Below are 18164 nucleotides of genomic sequence, written 5' to 3' on the forward strand. Positions count from 1 at the left end.
CCAACTTCATAACGGTGATCGACCATGTTTACCCATTACGCAGAACTCAACTTCGGCCTCGACGATGAACTCAACATGCTGCGCGAGCAGGTCAATGCCTTTGCCGCCAGCGAGATCGCCCCTAGAGCGGCCGAGATCGACGAAAAAAATGAATTCCCCAATGATCTGTGGAAGAAGTTCGGCGATATGGGTCTGCTGGGGATCACCGTCTCGGATGAAGATGGCGGCAGCGGCATGGGCTACCTTGCCCACAGCATCGCCATGGAAGAAATTTCCCGTGCCAGTGCCTCGGTCGGGCTCTCCTACGGCGCCCACTCCAACCTTTGCGTCAATCAGCTCAAGATCAACGGCAACGCGGAACAGAAAGCCAAGTATCTGCCCAAGCTGATCAGCGGCGATCACGTGGGCGCCCTGGCCATGTCCGAGCCAGGCGCGGGGTCCGATGTGGTGTCGATGAAGCTTCGCGCACGCAAGGAAGGCGACCGTTACATTCTCAACGGCAACAAGATGTGGATCACCAACGGTCCCGACGCCGATGTGCTGGTGGTGTACGCCAAGACCGACCCGGACGCAGGCTCCAAAGGGATTACCGCCTTCATCATCGAAAAGGATTTCAAAGGGTTCTCCACCGCCCAGAAGCTCGACAAGCTGGGCATGCGCGGCTCCAACACCTGCGAGCTGGTGTTCCAGGATTGCGAAGTGCCCGAGGAAAACGTCTTGGGGGAAGTCAATAAAGGCGTTCGCGTGCTGATGAGCGGCCTGGATTACGAACGCACCGTGCTGGCGGCAGGACCCATCGGCATCATGCAGGCGGCCATGGATATCGTGCTGCCGTATATCCATGAGCGTAAGCAGTTCGACCAATCGATCGGTGAGTTCCAGCTGGTGCAGGGCAAGGTGGCCGACATGTACACCACCATGAACGCCTGCCGCGCCTATCTCTATGCGGTGGCCGGCGCCTGTGACCGCGGCCAGACCTCACGCAAGGACGCCGCCGGGGTCATTCTGTACTGCGCCGAAAAGGCCACTCAGGTGGCACTGGATGCCATCCAGCTGCTGGGCGGCAACGGCTACATCAATGAATACCCCACCGGACGCCTGTTGCGCGATGCCAAGCTGTATGAGATCGGTGCCGGCACCAGCGAGATTCGCCGCATGCTGATTGGCCGCGAACTGTTCAACGAATCCAAGTAAGGGCGGCACCATGAGCATTCTGCAATCCCAGATCAACTCGCGCAGCGACGTCTTCCAGGCCAACCAGGCCAGCATGCTCGGCGAGGTCGTCAAGTTGCGCGACCTCACCGCGGCGATACGCCAGGGCGGCGGCGAGAAAGCCCGTACCCGACACGAATCGCGTGGCAAGCTGTTCGTCCGCGACCGCATCGACAACCTGATCGACGAAGGGTCACCTTTCCTGGAGTTCTCGGCACTGGCGGCTCATGAGATTTACGACGGGCCGGTACCCTCCGCCGGCGTGGTGACCGGCATCGGCCGCGTTTCCGGCGTGGAATGCGTCATCGTCGCCAACGACGCTACCGTCAAGGGCGGCACCTATTTCCCGATGACGGTGAAAAAACACCTTCGCGCCCAGGAAATTGCCCGCAAGCATCGTTTGCCGTGTATTTATCTGGTGGATTCCGGCGGTGCTCACCTGCCAAGCCAGGATGATGTGTTTCCCGACCGCGACCATTTCGGGCGCATCTTCTACAACCAGGCCACGCTCTCCGCCGAAGGCATTCCTCAGATCGCCGTAGTGATGGGCTCCTGTACCGCCGGGGGCGCTTACGTCCCAGCGATGGCAGACGAGTCGATCATCGTCAAGGAACAGGGCACCATCTTTCTGGGCGGCCCGCCCCTGGTCAAGGCCGCCACCGGTGAGTCGATCAGCGCCGAAGACCTGGGTGGCGCCGATGTTCACGCCAAGAAAAGCGGCGTGGCCGATCATTACGCCGAAAACGACGCCCATGCCCTGCAGCTGGCCCGTGCTTGCGTGTCACGTCTGAACTGGCAAAAACGCGGCAAGCTGGCGATGAAGGAACCCAAGCCACCCCGCCTGGACCCCGCAGAACTCTACGGCATCGTCGGCACCGACCTGAAGAAACCCTATGACGTCCGCGAAGTCATCGGGCGCATCGTGGATGACTCCGACTTCGACGAATTCAAGCGCTATTACGGCGACACACTGGTCACCGGCTTTGCGCACATTCATGGCTATCCGGTGGGCATCGTCGCCAACAACGGCGTGCTGTTTTCCGAATCCGCGGTCAAGGGTGCGCATTTCATCGAACTCTGCGCCCAACGCAAGATTCCGCTGATCTTCCTGCAGAACATCACCGGCTTCATGGTGGGCTCGAAGTACGAGCACGAGGGTATCGCCAAGCATGGCGCCAAGCTGGTCACCGCTGTGGCCTGCGCCAAGGTGCCCAAGTACACCGTCTTGATCGGCGGCAGCTTCGGCGCCGGCAACTACGGTATGTGCGGCCGCGCCTACGATCCCAATCTGCTGTTCATGTGGCCCAATGCGCGCATCTCGGTGATGGGCGGCGAGCAGGCGGCGGGCGTTCTGGCCCAGGTCAAGCGCGACCAGTACGAGCGCGAAGGCCGCGAATGGACCCAGGACGAGGAAGAAGCGTTCAAGAAGCCGACTCGCGAGCAGTACGAGCATCAGGGCCACCCTTATTACGCCAGCGCCCGCCTGTGGGATGACGGCGTGATCGACCCCGCCCAGACTCGCGATGTGCTCGGCCTCTCCCTGGCCGCGGCGATGAATGCTGACGTACAAGAGACACGCTTCGGCGTGTTCCGGATGTGAGGTCGATATGACGGATTCCCCCCACTACTCGCAGCTGGCAATCGACGACCGCGGCGTGGCCTGGCTGACGCTGGATCGCCCCGAGGTGCATAACGCCTTCGACGACAGCCTGATCGCCGAGCTCAATGCCCACCTGACCCACCTGCATGACGCCGCCCAGCGCGGTGACGTACGGGTGGTGGTACTGGGCTCGAAAGGCAAAAGCTTCTCGGCGGGTGCCGATCTCAACTGGATGAAGCGCATGGTCGATTACGACTTTGACGCCAATCTTGCCGATTCGTACAAACTCTCGGCCTTGATGCACGGCCTGGACACTCTTCCCTGCCCCAGCATCTGCCGGGTGCAAGGCGCCACTTTCGGCGGCGCGGTGGGCCTGGCCGCCTGCTGCGATATCGTCATTGCCTCGGAAAAAGCCAAGTTCTGTCTCTCCGAAGTCCGCATCGGCCTGTCACCGGCGGTGATCAGCCCTTATGTGTTACGGGCATTGGGCGAGCGCCAGGTACGCCGTTACGCCCTCACCGCCGAGGTCATCGATTCGGCCACCGCGCTGATGCTGGATCTGGTTCATCTGGTCGTCGGGCCCGACGACCTCGACGCGGCGGTCAGCGACATGCTCGATACGCTACTGGGTACGTCGCCTCAAGCCAGCCGAGCCACCAAGGCGCTGTTGGCGGCGGTGGCCCGCGAACCGGATAGCGACGCCACTCGTGCCCATACCTGCGACGTGATCAGCAAGCTGCGTGTCAGCCCCGAAGGTCAGGAAGGCTTGGCCAGCTTCCTGGAAAAACGTCGTCCCGCCTGGGCCCCTTCGCCAGGCCCTTCCAATAAAGATTCTTCCGATCAAGCCTCTTCTTCCGCTACGGAGCGCCGCTCATGATATTTGATACTTTGCTGGTCGCTAACCGCGGCGAAATCGCCTGTCGCGTGATGCGCACCGCCCGCGCCATGGGCCTGAAAACCGTGGCGGTATATTCCGACGCTGATGCCAACGCCCGCCATGTGCGCGAAGCCGATGAAGCGGTACGCATCGGCCCGGCGGCGGCACGCGAAAGTTACCTCAAGGTCGAGGCGGTGATCGAAGCCGCCAAGCGCACCGGCGCCGGTGCCGTCCACCCCGGCTACGGTTTTCTTTCCGAGAACGGCGCCTTCGTCGAAGCGCTGGACAAGGCGGGGATTGTGTTCGTCGGCCCGCCCGCCTCGGCCATTGCCGCCATGGGCGATAAATCCGCCGCCAAGGCACGCATGGCGGATGCCGGTGTGCCGCTGGTGCCCGGCTATCACGGCAACGACCAGGACGATGCCCTGCTGCGCGTGGAGGCCGATAAGATCGGCTACCCGGTGCTGCTCAAGGCCAGCGCCGGTGGCGGCGGCAAGGGCATGCGGGTGGTTGAATCCGGCGACAACTTCCAGGCGGCACTCGATGGCTGCCGCCGTGAATCCCAGGCGGCCTTCGGCGACCAGCGCATGCTGATCGAGAAATACCTGACCCAGCCGCGTCACGTCGAAGTCCAGGTGTTCTGCGACAGCCACGGCAATGGCGTCTACCTGTTCGAGCGCGACTGCTCCGTACAGCGCCGTCACCAGAAAGTGCTCGAAGAAGCCCCGGCCCCGGGCATGACCGCACCGCTTCGCCGCGAAATGGGTGATGCCGCCGTGCGCGCCGCCAAGGAAATCGGTTACGTCGGCGCGGGCACCGTGGAATTTCTGCTCGATGCGGACGGCAGTTTCTTCTTCATGGAGATGAACACCCGCCTTCAGGTCGAGCATCCGGTCACCGAAATGATCACCGGCCAGGATCTGGTCGAGTGGCAGCTGCGCGTGGCCATGGGGGAAGCCCTGCCCTGCACCCAGGACGAGCTGACCATTACCGGCCACAGCTTCGAGGCGCGCCTTTACGCCGAAGACCCGGAACAGGACTTCCTGCCCGCCACCGGTACGCTCAATCGCTTCGCCATGGACCTGGAAGGCGCCGGCCTGGACCCCGCCCGCGTTCGCCTGGACAGCGGCGTGGAATCCGGTGATGTGGTGTCGATGCACTACGACCCCATGCTCGCCAAGCTGATCGTTCACGGCGATGACCGAAATCAGGCCCTGGCCACGCTCAACCGCGCCCTGGCCGCTCTGGATGTACAGGGTGTGGTCACCAACCGCGCCTTCCTGCAGCGTCTGGCCACCCACCCGGGGTTTCGTAACGTCGAGCTGGATACCCGCTTCATCGAGCGCAACGAAGCGACCCTGTTCGCGCCACGCAGCTATTCCACCGACGAGTACGCCAGCGCCGCCCTGGTGGGCTTGAATCAACTGGCGCGGGAATGCGAGAGCGATTCCCCCTGGGACAGACACGACGGTTTCCGCCTCAACGCCCCGCATACCATTCGCATCGCCCTGTGCGACCCGGCGCATGCCCAGGACAGCGACGATTCCGCCGCGGTGGTGATTGTCGAAGGCACGCGTGAGAACGGTAACAACCCCTGGAACCTGACCATCGGCGATGAAACGCTCACCGCCTACCTGACGCCCCTTAACGGCGATGCCGTGGCCATGACCTTGAACGGTCACCGTCGGCGCCTGCAGGCACGTCGGGACGGCAATGTGGTGGTAATGGCCGACCCCGCTGGCGAGACACGCCTGTTCTGGCGGCGTATCGATGCCATCGATCATGGTCACCACGAAGCCGAAACCACCCTGACCGCGCCCATGCACGGCACCGTGGTGGCGCTGCTGGTCGAGCCGGGTGTGCGGGTGGAAAAGGGCATGCCGCTGATGGTCATGGAAGCCATGAAGATGGAGCACACCATGACCGCCCCCGCCGACGGCCATGTGGAAAGCTTCCACTTCCAGTCCGGGGATACCGTGAGCCAGGGCGATGTGTTGCTGGAATTCGCCGCCGACGATGCCCACTGACCAGGAGAACGACATGTCACTTCCTTCCTCCGTGCGCCTGTTCGAGGTTGGCCCCCGGGACGGCCTGCAAAACGAACCCGGCCCGATCATTGCCACCGCCACCAAGATCGAATTCATTCATCGCCTGGCAGCGGCGGGCATGACCCATATCGAAGCGGCAAGCTTCGTCTCGCCCAAATGGGTGCCGCAGATGGGCGATGCCGCCGAGGTCATGGCGGGTATCTCCCGCCGGCCCGGTGTGGTCTATTCGGCGCTCACGCCTAACCTGCGCGGCCTGGAAGGCGCCATTGCCGCCGGCGTGGAGGAGGTAGCGGTGTTCGGTGCGGCCTCGGAGGCTTTTTCGCAAAAGAACATCAACTGCTCCGTGGCGGAATCTCTCAAGCGTTTCGAACCGGTGCTCGAGCGTGCCCGTGAGGCCAATGTGCGGGTGCGCGGCTATGTTTCCTGCGTGCTGGGCTGCCCTTACGAAGGCCAGATCGCCCCCGCCAAGGTCGCCGAGGTGTCCAAGGCGCTGCATGACATGGGCTGCTATGAAGTCTCGCTGGGCGACACCATCGGCACCGGCACGCCGCTGGCGGCCAAACGCATGGTCGAGGCGGTCAGCCGGGAGATACCCGTCACGCAGCTTGCCGCGCATTTCCACGACACCTACGGCCAGGCACTGGCCAATCTCTATGCCGTCATGGAAGAAGGCATTCAGGTGATCGACAGCGCCACCGCCGGCCTGGGGGGCTGCCCCTACGCCAAGGGTGCTTCGGGCAATGTGGCCAGCGAAGATGTGCTTTATTTACTGGAAGGGCTCGGCATCAGGACCGGGATCGATCTTCAGGCCGTGATCGATACCGGCTATTGGATAACCGCTGAGCTAGGCCGCAAACCCAGCTCCAAGGTGGCATTGGCAAAGGGCTGTGTCGGCGCTTGATGCACCAGCCTCTATCGCACTGACTGCGATGCCAAGCCGTTCGGACAACAACAATCTTCGGAGAAACGCTCATGAACAATCCCCAACTGCCGGTACTTCCCAGTTACACCAGCAGCACCGCTGCCAAGCCGTTGATCGGCATGACCATCGGCGACAAATTCGATGAAATCGCGGCACTTTATCCAGACAACGATGCGCTGATCGTTCTGCATCAGGACATTCAATGGAGCTACCGCCAGCTTCAGGAGGAAGTGAACCGTTGCGCCCGCGCCCTGCTGGCGGTGGGTGTCAAGCGCGGCGATCGCGTGGCAATCTGGGCACCCAACTGCAGCGAGTGGACGCTGACCCAATTCGCCACCGCCAAACTGGGCGCGATCCTGGTCAACATCAACCCGGCCTACCGCACCCATGAGCTGGAATACGCTCTGAATCAGTCCGAAGCACGCTTTCTGATCACCGCCAACGCCTTCAAAAGCTCCAATTACGGCGAGATGGTGTATGAACTGGCGCCGGAGCTTAAAGCGTCAGCCGAAGGTCACCTGAAGTCCCAGAAACTGCCCTACCTCGAGTGCGTGATCAACTTGAGCGACGACAAGCATGACGGCATGTGGCGCTGGGCGGACTTCATGGCCGAATCAAACGCTATCAGCCAAACCGACGTCGACGACCTGCAAGCCACCCTGCAGTTCGATGATGCGATCAATATCCAGTACACCTCGGGTACCACCGGTTTCCCCAAGGGCGCCACGCTTTCGCATCATAACATTCTCAACAACGGCTTCTTCGTCGCTGAAAGCATGGGCTTTACCAGCGAAGACCGCCTGGTGATTCCGGTGCCGCTCTACCATTGCTTCGGCATGGTGATGGGCAACCTGGGCTGCATGACCCACGGGGCGGCGATGATCTACCCCGGCGAAGGCTTCGACCCTGCCGGCGTGCTCCAGGCCGTTCACGAGCAACGTGCCACGGCACTCTACGGTGTGCCCACGATGTTCATTGCCGAACTCGAACACCCGGACTTCGCCAGTTTCGATCTTTCCACCTTGCGCACCGGCATCATGGCGGGCTCCATCTGTCCCAGCGCCGTGATGCAGCAAGTGATTGAAAAAATGCACATGAAAGGCGTACAGATCGCCTATGGCATGACCGAAACCAGCCCGGTTTCCACCCAGACCGGTGCCGACGACAGCATCGAAAAGCGTGTTTCCACCGTGGGCCGCACTCAGCCACACCTGGAAAGCAAGATCGTCGACCCCGGCAATGGCGGGATTCTGCCGCGCGGTGAAATCGGTGAACTGTGCACGCGTGGCTATAGCGTGATGCTCAAGTACTGGAACAATGAAAAGGCCACTGCCGAAGCCATTGATGAAGCCGGCTGGATGCATACCGGTGACCTGGCCACCATGGACGAAGAAGGTTATTTGCAGATCGTCGGGCGGATCAAGGACATGGTGATTCGCGGCGGCGAGAACGTCTATCCCAAGGAAATCGAAGAGTTTCTCTACAGCCATCCCGCCATCTCGGAAGTTCAGGTCACCGGCGTGCCCGACAAGAAATATGGCGAAGAGTTGATTGCCTGGGTCAAGCTGAACAGCACCTCGGAAGACGTCACCGCTGATGACCTTCGCGCCTTCTGCAAGGGCAAGATCACTCACTTCAAGATCCCGCGCTACTTCAAGTTCGTCGATGAGTTCCCGATGACCGTCACCGGCAAGATCCAGAAATTCAAGATGCGTGAAATCTCCATCGAAGAGCTTGGTCTGGAGAAGTGAGCCTCTCTAACCACTACCAACAATATCTCAGCGTGGAAGACGTGCTCGGCCGGGTGGCCGAGCACTACCCCGCGGGGGCGTCGTATTATCAGCTGGCGCCGCTGGACCAATTGCATATCGGCGGGCTCAAGGCCTCGCATCGGCTGCTGAACCTGCTGAATGCCGGCACTCATCCCCGAGTGCTGGATATTGGCGCGGGCGTCGGTGGTTTGATGCGCCAGGCTGCCCAGCAAGGCTTTACGCTGGTCGGGTTGGATATCACCCACGCTTTCAACCGCCTCAACCAGGGCTTATCCCGCCAGCTGGGGCTGGAACATCAGCTCCATGCGATCACCGGCGACGCCATGGCGCTGCCTTTTCCCGATTCCAGCTTCGATGCGGTGCTGTTTCAGCACAGCTTTCTCAATATGCCGGATACCGCCAAGGTACTTGCGGAATGTCGCCGCGTACTGCGCCCCGGTGGCGTCGTGGTCATGCATGAGGTGGTTAGCGGGCCAAATGCAGCGTCACTGCGCTACCCGGTGCCCTGGGCCAGCGATCCTCAGCATTCCTGCTTGATGCCTGCCGCGATGTTGCTGGAAAAAATGCGCAAGGCGGGACTTCAGCTGGAGCATGTTGAAGATTGGAGCGCCGATGCCTTGGCCTGGCGTCAACGACAGCGAGAAAAAGAAACCCTTTCCACTCAACATGATGGCCAATCCAAACCCGCCCCGGCGCTATCGCCCCAACTTATTTTCGGCCAACGTTTCATGGAAATGGGCAAGAATCTGGTAAAAAACCTGGCCGATGAAGCGATCCAGGTGGTGGAAATCAAAGCGAGTTGCTAGTCTGAGTGGATCACTATTTTCCCCATCCGCATCAGGATGAAGAGAGGATAGCTATGAAACGCTTGGCTTGGGCAGCGCTTTTAAGCCTTACCCCGTTTCTTTATAGCCATGCCGACCAAGGCATTATCCTGGCGTACAGCACACCGGATAGTGAACTGCTTAAGCTCGATAACGGTGTAATCATCGAAGGCAGTCACTTGAGCAGCCAAGATACCTACACCTCGGGGTTTCGTGTCACGGCAGGTTTTACTCTCTGGCAGTTACCCCGGCTGGATCTCGGCGCCGAACTGGCTTACCGCGAAAGCGATGAAGTACCTATCGATGCCGGCACCAGCAGCATGCTGATCGATACACTCAGTCTAGGCGGTGCACTGGTGGCTGGGATTCGCATGGGGGCATTCAGCGTTTATGCCAAGTCCGGCCTGACCGAATGGCGTGGCGAATCAAATAATCCGCGCCAACTGCATGATAAAGGCGGCACCGCCAACATTGAGGGGTTTGGCGCCACAATGACCATCAATCGACTGGTCAGCCGCCTGGAATACGAACGTATCGACGCCTCTAACCTGAGCCATCTCAACCAACTGACCGCCTCGGTGCATTTGCCGTTTTGAAAGCTTTTTCGCTTTAAAAGACAGCACCTCTGCTTTTTTAAGCCTGTCTATTTCCCGGGTTTGGCGCGGCGCGTATTGCCTCGGGTTTTTGGCCCGGTGCCGGGCGGCCCTGTCTTCTTGCCCCGAACGGCTTGAGGCTTGGCTCCCGGCTTGCCACTGGGTTTAGGCTTTGCTTTCGATGCAGGCTTGGATTTGGCTGCAGCTTTTGGTTTGGCACCGGCTTTGAATTTCGCGCCAGGTTTGGGCTTAGAGCCCGGTTTAGACTTTGAACCAGCGTTGGGCTTCGAACCTGGCTTTGAACCAGGTTGAGCTTTGGAAGCGGATCTTTTGTTGACAGGCGTTTTTTTCCCCGAGGTTTTGCCTGCTGGGGGGTTGGCTTGCATGTCCGCTTGGGAAGTCGACTGCTCCGTCAAGGCAATGATCGTTTCCACTTCACGCTGGGTTAAATCACGCCAATCGCCCAACGCCAGTCCCTTTAAAGAAACGTTCATGATCCGGTAGCGAATAAGCTGCGTGACTTCATAGCCGAAGTATTCGCACATTCGGCGTATCTGGCGATTTAAGCCTTGTACCAGGGTAATCGTGAAAACGTTGGCCGATTGCTTGACCACTGGGCATTTCTTGGTCACTTTCCCTAGGATAGGCACCCCACCGCTCATGCCCGCAATAAACTCATCGGTAATTGGTTTATTAACCGTTACCTGATATTCTTTTTCGTGGCTGTTATTGGCGCGAAGAATCTTGTTGACCAGATCCCCATTGTTCGTCAGAAAAATAAGCCCTTGGGAATCCTTGTCCAGGCGGCCTATGGGAAAGATGCGCGCCCCATGTTTAACGAAATCGACGATATTGTCCTTTTCGCTCGGTTCCGTGGTACTGACAATACCCACCGGCTTGTTCAGCGCGATGAGAATCAAGTCGTCTTCTTCCTGCGGCTCGATGGGCTGCCCATTCACTTTAACCAAGTCACCTGAAAACACCTGGTCGCCCGTGGTGGCGCGTTTTCCATTGATGTAAACGTTGCCTTGTTCAACAAAACGATCGGCCTCGCGCCTGGAACACAGGCCGCTTTCGCTGATGTATTTATTGATACGAGTCGAAGCTTTCAGCACCATGTTGTTTTGCCACCACGCCTGAATAAGAGAAAACCCGGCCACTCGCAGCATGCACGGCGAGAAAAGCCATCATCGGCCAACAATTGATTTAAGAACCCTAAGGATACCCTAACCAGGCAAAGAGGGTCACCATGGCCTGGTGGTACGTCGGCAAACACAAAGGAAAAGCAGATATGGCTGACAAACATTTCCTGCTGAAGTTTGGGATCGAGCATCCTATCGTGCAGGCACCCATGGCCGGGGTTTCCACTCCCGAGCTGGCCGCCGCCGTTTCCAATGCGGGTGCCTTAGGCTCGATAGGTCTAGGGGCGAGCTCCGTCAGTGGCGCGCGCGAGATGATAAAAAACACTCACAAACTCACAACCCAGCCATTTAACGTGAACCTGTTTTGCCACCAGCCGGCGAAAATTGACAAGGAGGCTGAAGCGGCATGGCTGAGGCATTTATCGCCTTTCTTCAGCGAGATGCAGGCGCAGCCACCGGCGGAGTTAAGCGAGATATATCAGACGCTTATCGACAACGAAGAAATGCTGGATATGCTGCTTGAAGAAAAGCCGCCTGTTGTCAGTTTTCACTTTGGGCTGCCCTCTCAAGGGTTCATCGATGCCCTGAAAGCACAGGGCATCCTGCTGTTAAGCTGCGCGACCACGCTTGAAGAAGCGCAACAGGCTGAAGCGGCGGGTATCGATGCGATCGTGGCGCAAGGCATGGAAGCAGGTGGCCATCGTGGGGCGTTTTCCGCAGACAATGATGAGCAAATGGGCACCCTGCCCCTCACCCGGCTGCTGGCGTCACATGTCTCGCTTCCAATAATCGCTGCCGGCGGGATCATGGATGGGGCGTCTATCAACGCGGCCCTAACGTTAGGTGCCTCGGCGGTTCAAATGGGGACCGCGTTCATTCTGTGCCCCGAATCCTCGGCAAACAGCGCCTATCGCGAAGAATTGAAAAGCCCTCGGGCACATCATACGCAAATCACCGCCGTCATCTCGGGCAGACCTGCGCGCGGCATCATTAACCGAATGCATACCGACGTCGCCCAGTGCGATGGTGTCACATTGCCGGACTACCCTATCGCCTATGATGCAGCAAAATCGCTTAACGCTGCAGCGATGACCAAGGGACACAGTGACTTTGCCGCCCATTGGGCCGGCCAGGGCGCACCCTTGGCCAGGGAGCTACTTGCTGAAGAGCTGATCCGCACTCTCTTGGCAGAAATGCAACGCTAAGAGCCCAGCATGCGGTTGGCTCAGCTTGAATCCGTCGATTCGCTCCGGTTTATAATTCGCCAATCAGTACCGCCTGGCTGACAGTGAAATTCCAGGCGTTGGCCGGCGTCGAAAGAATGGATCTGGTCCCGCACGGCGATACGCACGCTTTTCGCGCCACCCTCCGAGACGCTAAGCGTCATCCTGTTACCTTTCATGGTGATTTCTATCCAGCGGCCGTGGTAACGCAACCGTAGATGCAGGCCCGGTAGCGGGTCGGGCAGGCAAGGGTCGAAGCGCAACACGCCGTCACGAACCACTAGCCCCGTCTCGCCACGCTGAACCAGGTCAACGGTACCGGCCATGGCGCCCAGGTGAATCCCTTCCTGCGTCGTCCCGCCCTGCACATCGGCGATATCGCTTTCGAGCGCCTCATTGAGCAGTGTCAGTGATCTCGGCCGGTCCGAACGGGCCAGCACCCAGGATTCAACGATGCGGCTCAGGGTAGAGCCGTGAGAGGTACGCTGCTGATAATACTCGATGGTGCGTGGGATCAACTCTAGGGTGAAGGTATAGCCCAGTTGCTGGAAAAGGTCGCTGAGTTCATCAGCGGAAAAAAGATAAAACAGCATGAGTGCATCGGCCTGCTTGGAAGCCTTGTAGCGATTGGCCGTATCTCCCTCGGCCTCAAGCAACCGGTCCAGGCGATGAATGTCACCATACTGGCTTTGATACCTCTTCCATTCGAACTCTTCGAGCCGCTCATAGCCCTCGAACTGACTGATGACACCCTCATGAAACGGGACGAAGAGCTTGTGGCTAATCTCTTCCCACATCGCTACTTCCTGATCGGTGACTGCCAAGGTTTCACACAGCTCCTGGCGGCGTTCGGCACCGATTCGCTCCAGGGCATCATTAGCCCGTCGCAGCACCCAGGCCACCATCAGATTGGTATAAGCGTTGTTATCCAGCCCAGGCTCGGTCGCCCAAGGATAGCGGTCATGAAATTCGTCCGGCCCCATCACGCCACATATATCGTAGCGCTTGCGGCTGGCATTCCAACTCGCGCAACTGGCCCAGAAACGCGCGATTTCCACCAGCAATTCAGCCCCATAGTAGGACAGGAATTCGCAGTCCTCGGTTACTTCATAATAGCGCCATACATTGAAGGCGATGGCGGCATTCACGTGGCGTTGCAAATGGCTATGGTCCGCGATCCAACGCCCCGATTTAGGGTTGAGGTGCAGCATCTGGCTTTCTTCACGCCCACTACTGCCGCTTTGCCATGGGTACATAGCGCCGCGATATCCCGCTTCTCGCGCCAAGCGGCGGGCTTCTCCCAAGCGACGATAACGGTAACGCAGCAAGGCACGCGTAATCTCGGGTATGCGAAAGTTGAGAAACGGAAAGATAAACAACTCATCCCAGAAGATGTGGCCACGGTAAGCCTCACCATGCAAGCCACGTGCCGGCACGCCGACATCTAGATCAACCACGTGGGGCGAGACGGTCTGCAAGAGGTGAAAAATATGCAACCGCAAGATTTTCTGGGAGCGCCCCCCACCCTCGAGCACAAGATCACAGCGGTACCAGAGATGCTCCCAAACCTGGGCGTGGCTTGCCGATAGCTCGGCAAACGGCCCTGCCTGGGCAACCGAATGACTTATCGCGAGTCCCGGCTCCGAGATGGCTCTATCCCGGGACGTATGCATGGCAACCACCTTTTCAATGCGGACTTCCTGCCCCTGGGTGACGTCAAAGCTCAACTCCTGCGCAATGTAGCCAGGCTCCTGTACAAGCTGACATTCGGCATTCACTCGGTGTTCATCGATGTAGGCTTGAGTCCGTGCGGCCTGAGCCACACGCAGATGAGACTGGTTGGTTTCGACCACCAGCCGGATGGTGTCCTCATTGAGCGGTTCTGCGCTCAATGGTGTCAGGTGAGTGCTAGCCAGCTCACGATACCGAGTCACGCCGGCATTGATGACACGCCCGTCGAGTGCGGAGCGCACGGTAATCCGCCCCGACCAGTTTTCCGGCTTCAAGCGCCATTCGATGGCGGCGAGGTGCGGATTCTGCATATGCACGAGACGCTGGGAGACGAGGATGGTTTCCCGGCCTTGACGATCGCGAAAGCGCATATCGCGTTGGAGAACGCCGGTGTTTAGATTCAGCGTCTGGTGATACTCCAGAATATCGACAGCCATGAGGTTGAACCATTCGCCTTCCTCGGGCCGGAACGTCAGGCTTAGCCAGTTCGGCATGTTGACGAGATCCTCGTTTTCGATCTCATGCCCGGCAATCTGGGTTTTCAGCCGATTATAGCCTCCGGCAAGGTAGGTTCCCGGGTAATGGATGTCCCCCGCCTCGGCCTCTTCATTCGCGCCTCGGGTAGCAAAATAGCCGTTCCCCAAGGTACATAGCGCTTCGCGAAGCCCTTCCTCGTGGGCATCGAATCCGGAATAATCGAGTGTCCAGTCGCTCATGGCAGTTCTCCATCGGCATTGCAAAGGCGCTGCAGAAAACGCCCGACCGCCTGGGGGTCTTCAAGCCAGTAGTGAGCCTCGGTTGGCTGAGGGGCCTCGGCCACCAACAACCCAAGCCCCTGCCCTTCACGCAAGACCTTGAAAGCGTCTTCGTCTGTTTCATCGTCCCCGAAATAAAGCGGCAGAATATCTTTATCACTCGGTTCAACTTTCCCACTGCGTACCAGCGCATCAAGCAACCAGTTTAGGGCCTTGCCCTTGTCCCAGGGGAATGTCGGACGCAACTCGAAGATCTTCTTGCCACCAGTACGCCGCAACATTGACGCCGACGCTTCTACGGCCTGTGCGACAGCTTCTTCGATGGTCTCAAGGTGCTCCGCCGCCACGAGCCGGTAGTGCACGGCAATCGCGTAGCGCTTGCGCTCGACGATGACGCCCTCGATATCATTCAGCTTTTGCTTCAATTCGGCTTCGGCATGATCAAGCGCGGGCAGGAACTCCTGCGCACGTTCCTGTTGCATGTGCAGCCCGCCGGGGCCGGCGATGTCGAAACCATGGCTTCCGGCATAAATGAGGTTATCGAGAGCTACCAGCTGCTCTACGTCGGCACGGTCACGTCCGCTGACAATCGCCACGGTAAAGCGTTCGGCCACTTTGCCTAGGGTTTCACGCATGTCATCGCTGAGCACGGCAAGCTCAGGCCGATCGACAATCGGCGTCAGGGTGCCGTCGTAGTCGAGAAAAATGACCAGACGCTTGTCAGCCAGGTAGTGGGCGATCTCCTCGTAACAGACCAGCGCATTCGGCAACGTCGATTCGCTGGATGCGCTATCCGGCATCAACTCGCCGAGGTCATCAACCACGATATCAGCGCCGTGTTCAAGCAAGGCATCACGCTGATCGGCACGGTCCACCCCCACCACCAGCGCGTAACCAGCGGCGCGTGCCGCCTCGACACCGGATAAAGCATCCTCCACCGCAAAGGCACCGCTCGGCGAGACCTCTAACAAGCTTGCTGCCAATAAAAAGATATCCGAGTCGGGTTTGCCCTTCAGTTTCCTGCGCTCGATATCGTTTCCATCCACATGAGCGTCAAACAGGTGGCTCAAGCCGGCGGTTTCCAGCACGGCGGCGGCATTCTTGCTCGACGAAACCAATGCTATTTTCAGTCCTGCGTCTCGCAGATGCTGGATAAGTGCTACCGAAGAATCGAAGACGTCCACCCCGTCTTTTGCCAAGCGTTCTCGAAACAACCGATCCTTGCGATTCCCAAGCCCGCAGATCGTTTCCCGCTCTGGCGGATCGTCAGGCGAGCCGTACGCCAGGGTAATCGAGCGGGATGCCAGAAAACTCTCTACCCCTTGGTAGCGAGGTTTTCCGTCAACGTAACGTGGGTAATCCACGCTGGCATTAAAGGGTTCGAACCGTTCGCCCATCGCTTGCGCACGGCTACGCAGGTAATCGTCAAAAAGTTGCTCCCAGGCGGCACAGTGCACATTGGCAGTGTCCGTCACGACACCGTCGAGATCAAATACACCCGCACTGAAACAAGCGAGATTGAAACCCTGTTTGGCACGGTCGGTTTTTTGCATCACGGCGAGCCCCGGCATGTCTAGCAGTAAGATGGCTGATCTGTATTATCCTAGTCGACATATATCCGATGAAAAGCGATTCGATGCTCTTCCTGGCGCAACCGCTAGGCTCGCTCCTGTGGGGAAAAAAGACTCATCTGAGCATGAAGACATCTCATTTCACCTTTAAGGTGAGTTCTGCCATTATTCGCTCTCATTTTTTTATGGCTTTTCATGATGCCCAAGACAATCGAAAGCCCTTGTATATCAGTATGCAAGCTTAGCGAAGACCTGTGTATCGGCTGCGGACGAACACTGGAGGAAATCCGACGTTGGAAAACCATGCAGCATCTGGAAAAAAGCCTTACGGTGAAGCGCGCTGAACAGCGCCTCAAACACATCACCAAGATTGATTGAGCCGTTACCCCTCGACACGCAATGTAGCAACCCGTCTTTGAGCACAGATCCCAGAGCATCGAGGAATGGGCTGATTTTCAGTAGTCGAATCGATGCACCGCAGTCAAAAAGGCGCCTCCTTTACAGCCAGAGGCTTCTCTTCTAGCTTTCAAATACGCTAACAGGAAGAGGGTTCTGTCATGACAAACAAACGTAATATCCGTGCGACCACGCTAACCAGCGCCGTCAATTGAATTGGCCGGTTTCGTCCCAGGTGCCTCCGTCGCCAAGCAGAGCGCCGTCAACTACCTCGCCCTAAAGGACGAGGCTTGTGACAGCAAGCCCGGTTGACCAGGGAAAGCGGTAGCCAACCCGCTACGTTTGCAACAGGTCGTTAAGACCCACCGCCGAATGCTTCGCTCAGTTCGGTGCTCTGGAAGATCAGGATCATGCTGGTGAAAGGTAAAGCGCCGAAGGTTCTGGTCGCTACCGCAAGGTAGGAGCCGGTTGCAGACATTCCCGAGGGGAGACAGGTTGGAAGACCTGCGTCACCAGGCCCGTAAGGGTTCTATTTAAGAAGGAGATCGCATGGCGGTGTTCGTATTGGGAAAGAACAAGCAGCCGTTGATGCCGTGTAGCGAAAAACGCGCACGGCTGCTGCTGGAGCGCGGACGGGCGGCGGTGGTGAACCTGACGCCTTTCGTGATCCGGTTGCGGGATCGCTGCCTGAGTGACTGCACCTTGCAGCCAACCCTGCTGGCTGCCGATCCGGGCAGCAAGGAAACCGGCCTGGCGCTGATGCGTCTGGAAGAAAACGCGACGGACGAGCAAACCCCGGCAACCCGCCATGGGCTTTGCCTGTTTCAGTTGGTGCATCGGGGCTTCCAGATTCGCCAGGCCTTGGAGCAGCGTGCCGGTTTTCGGCGTCGGCGTCGCAGCAAGAATCTGCGTTATCGTCAGCCGCGTTTTGATAACCGCACGCGCAAGAAGGGCTGGCTACCACCCAGCCTGCAACACCGAGTCGATACCACCATGGCNTGCCGTTGGGCGCCGGTGTCTCATCTGAACATGGAATTGGTGCGCTTCGATCTGCAGAAGATGGAAAACCCGGAGATTTCCGGGGTCGAGTACCAGCAAGGCACGCTCCTGGGCTATGAGGTGCGTGAATACCTGCTCGAAAAATGGGGGCGTGAGTGTGCCTATTGCGGCACCGGTGATACACCCCTGGAGATCGAGCATGTGGTAGCGAAATCTCGGGACGGCTCTAGCCGGGTGGCCAACCTGACCATTGCCTGTCACGACTGCAATATCGCTAAGGATAATCAGTCGCTTGCCGACTTCTTTGCTACCGACAAGGGGTTGAAGCGCCGCCTGAAAGCCAATGGCCTGTCGGCGGAAATGCGCTTGGCTCGGGTGCAGCGCCAGCTCAAATTACCGCTGCGGGATGCCGCTGCCGTCAACGCCACCCGCTGGGCGTTGTATGGTTCCCTGAAAACCACCGGCCTGCCGGTCGCCGTGGGCAGTGGCGGTCGCACCA

General features: G+C 58.9%; 15 protein-coding genes. 11 read left to right on the forward strand and 4 right to left on the reverse strand.

Translation table 11 applies throughout. The features are described from left to right. Positions 1–24 precede the first annotated feature (24 nt). The 8 genes from DU506_RS15510 (at position 25) to DU506_RS15545 (ending at position 9851) form a co-directional block, all read left to right on the forward strand. Complete coding sequence (locus tag DU506_RS15510) at positions 25–1194, forward strand: isovaleryl-CoA dehydrogenase (RefSeq protein WP_114487805.1); 1170 nt, start codon at positions 25–27, stop codon at positions 1192–1194. Positions 1195–1204: 10 nt separating this feature from the next. Further along, positions 1205–2812, forward strand: coding sequence for a carboxyl transferase domain-containing protein (locus DU506_RS15515; protein ID WP_114487806.1), 1608 nt, complete (start codon positions 1205–1207; stop codon positions 2810–2812). Between the two features lie 7 nt (positions 2813–2819). Next, a complete protein-coding gene (locus DU506_RS15520) occupies positions 2820–3689 on the forward strand; it encodes an enoyl-CoA hydratase/isomerase family protein (RefSeq protein WP_114487807.1) in 870 nt (289 codons plus the stop codon). Next, the gene (locus tag DU506_RS15525; RefSeq protein WP_114487808.1) at positions 3686–5716 is read left to right on the forward strand and encodes an acetyl/propionyl/methylcrotonyl-CoA carboxylase subunit alpha; all 2031 of its coding nucleotides are present in this window, start codon (positions 3686–3688) and stop codon (positions 5714–5716) included. Before DU506_RS15520 ends, DU506_RS15525 begins: the two co-directional genes overlap by 4 nt. A 13-nt stretch (positions 5717–5729) precedes the next feature. Beyond that, a complete protein-coding gene (locus DU506_RS15530) occupies positions 5730–6638 on the forward strand; it encodes a hydroxymethylglutaryl-CoA lyase (protein ID WP_114487809.1) in 909 nt (302 codons plus the stop codon). A gap of 71 nt (positions 6639–6709) precedes the next feature. Continuing rightward, positions 6710–8410 carry an AMP-binding protein gene (locus DU506_RS15535; RefSeq protein ID WP_114487810.1) on the forward strand — a complete coding sequence of 567 codons (1701 nt, stop codon included), beginning with the start codon at positions 6710–6712 and terminating at the stop codon, positions 8408–8410. Continuing rightward, positions 8407–9237, forward strand: a complete 831-nt coding sequence (locus tag DU506_RS15540) for a class I SAM-dependent methyltransferase (RefSeq protein ID WP_114487811.1) — start codon at positions 8407–8409, stop codon at positions 9235–9237. Before DU506_RS15535 ends, DU506_RS15540 begins: the two co-directional genes overlap by 4 nt. 53 nt (positions 9238–9290) lie before the next feature. Beyond that, entirely contained in the window at positions 9291–9851 is a 561-nt protein-coding gene (locus DU506_RS15545) for a hypothetical protein (RefSeq protein WP_114487812.1), read from the forward strand. Positions 9852–9898: 47 nt separating this feature from the next. On the opposite strand, the gene rluF is transcribed toward DU506_RS15545, so the two are convergent. Further along, the gene (gene rluF / locus DU506_RS15550; RefSeq protein ID WP_114487818.1) at positions 9899–10966 is read right to left on the reverse strand and encodes a 23S rRNA pseudouridine(2604) synthase RluF; all 1068 of its coding nucleotides are present in this window, start codon (positions 10964–10966) and stop codon (positions 9899–9901) included. Between the two features lie 173 nt (positions 10967–11139). On the opposite strand from rluF, the gene DU506_RS15555 reads away from it, so the two are divergent. Further along, entirely contained in the window at positions 11140–12195 is a 1056-nt protein-coding gene (locus DU506_RS15555; protein WP_114487819.1) for an NAD(P)H-dependent flavin oxidoreductase, read from the forward strand. Positions 12196–12215: 20 nt separating this feature from the next. Here the strand turns inward: DU506_RS15555 and DU506_RS15560 are convergent, their stop codons facing one another. Both DU506_RS15560 and otsB read right to left on the reverse strand, forming a co-directional pair. Beyond that, complete coding sequence (locus DU506_RS15560) at positions 12216–14660, reverse strand: glycoside hydrolase family 65 protein (RefSeq protein WP_114487813.1); 2445 nt, start codon at positions 14658–14660, stop codon at positions 12216–12218. Beyond that, on the reverse strand, positions 14657–16252 hold the full coding sequence (gene otsB, locus DU506_RS15565) for a trehalose-phosphatase (RefSeq protein WP_114487820.1): 1596 nt from the start codon (positions 16250–16252) through the stop codon (positions 14657–14659). The genes DU506_RS15560 and otsB overlap by 4 nt, the downstream gene beginning before the upstream one ends. A gap of 216 nt (positions 16253–16468) precedes the next feature. On the opposite strand from otsB, the gene DU506_RS15570 reads away from it, so the two are divergent. Beyond that, entirely contained in the window at positions 16469–16648 is a 180-nt protein-coding gene (locus tag DU506_RS15570) for a DUF1289 domain-containing protein (RefSeq protein WP_114487814.1), read from the forward strand. A 373-nt stretch (positions 16649–17021) separates the two neighbouring features. Here the strand turns inward: DU506_RS15570 and DU506_RS22550 are convergent, their stop codons facing one another. Then, a complete protein-coding gene (locus DU506_RS22550; protein ID WP_268877334.1) occupies positions 17022–17144 on the reverse strand; it encodes a hypothetical protein in 123 nt (40 codons plus the stop codon). Between the two features lie 110 nt (positions 17145–17254). On the opposite strand from DU506_RS22550, the gene iscB reads away from it, so the two are divergent. Further along, positions 17255–18164 (forward strand): RNA-guided endonuclease IscB (iscB, locus tag DU506_RS15575; protein WP_422822339.1); only part of this gene is annotated, 910 nt, incomplete at its 3' end.

Source organism: Vreelandella rituensis (assembly GCF_003336665.1).
In the GTDB taxonomy this organism is placed as follows: Bacteria; Pseudomonadota; Gammaproteobacteria; order Pseudomonadales; family Halomonadaceae; genus Vreelandella; species Vreelandella rituensis.

What these genes read in the sequence shown, in the direction of transcription:
- DU506_RS15510 (WP_114487805.1), top strand. Translation starts at nt 25, where the DNA reads ATGTTTACCCATTACGCAGAACTCAACTTCGGCCTCGACGATGAACTC.
- DU506_RS15515 (WP_114487806.1), top strand. Translation starts at nt 1,205, where the DNA reads ATGAGCATTCTGCAATCCCAGATCAACTCGCGCAGCGACGTCTTCCAG.
- DU506_RS15520 (WP_114487807.1), top strand. Translation starts at nt 2,820, where the DNA reads ATGACGGATTCCCCCCACTACTCGCAGCTGGCAATCGACGACCGCGGC.
- DU506_RS15525 (WP_114487808.1), top strand. Translation starts at nt 3,686, where the DNA reads ATGATATTTGATACTTTGCTGGTCGCTAACCGCGGCGAAATCGCCTGT.
- DU506_RS15530 (WP_114487809.1), top strand. Translation starts at nt 5,730, where the DNA reads ATGTCACTTCCTTCCTCCGTGCGCCTGTTCGAGGTTGGCCCCCGGGAC.
- DU506_RS15535 (WP_114487810.1), top strand. Translation starts at nt 6,710, where the DNA reads ATGAACAATCCCCAACTGCCGGTACTTCCCAGTTACACCAGCAGCACC.
- DU506_RS15545 (WP_114487812.1), top strand. Translation starts at nt 9,291, where the DNA reads ATGAAACGCTTGGCTTGGGCAGCGCTTTTAAGCCTTACCCCGTTTCTT.
- rluF (WP_114487818.1), bottom strand. Translation starts at nt 10,966, where the DNA reads ATGGTGCTGAAAGCTTCGACTCGTATCAATAAATACATCAGCGAAAGC.
- DU506_RS15555 (WP_114487819.1), top strand. Translation starts at nt 11,140, where the DNA reads ATGGCTGACAAACATTTCCTGCTGAAGTTTGGGATCGAGCATCCTATC.
- DU506_RS15560 (WP_114487813.1), bottom strand. Translation starts at nt 14,660, where the DNA reads ATGAGCGACTGGACACTCGATTATTCCGGATTCGATGCCCACGAGGAA.
- otsB (WP_114487820.1), bottom strand. Translation starts at nt 16,252, where the DNA reads ATGCAAAAAACCGACCGTGCCAAACAGGGTTTCAATCTCGCTTGTTTC.
- DU506_RS15570 (WP_114487814.1), top strand. Translation starts at nt 16,469, where the DNA reads ATGCCCAAGACAATCGAAAGCCCTTGTATATCAGTATGCAAGCTTAGC.
- DU506_RS22550 (WP_268877334.1), bottom strand. Translation starts at nt 17,144, where the DNA reads ATGTCTGCAACCGGCTCCTACCTTGCGGTAGCGACCAGAACCTTCGGC.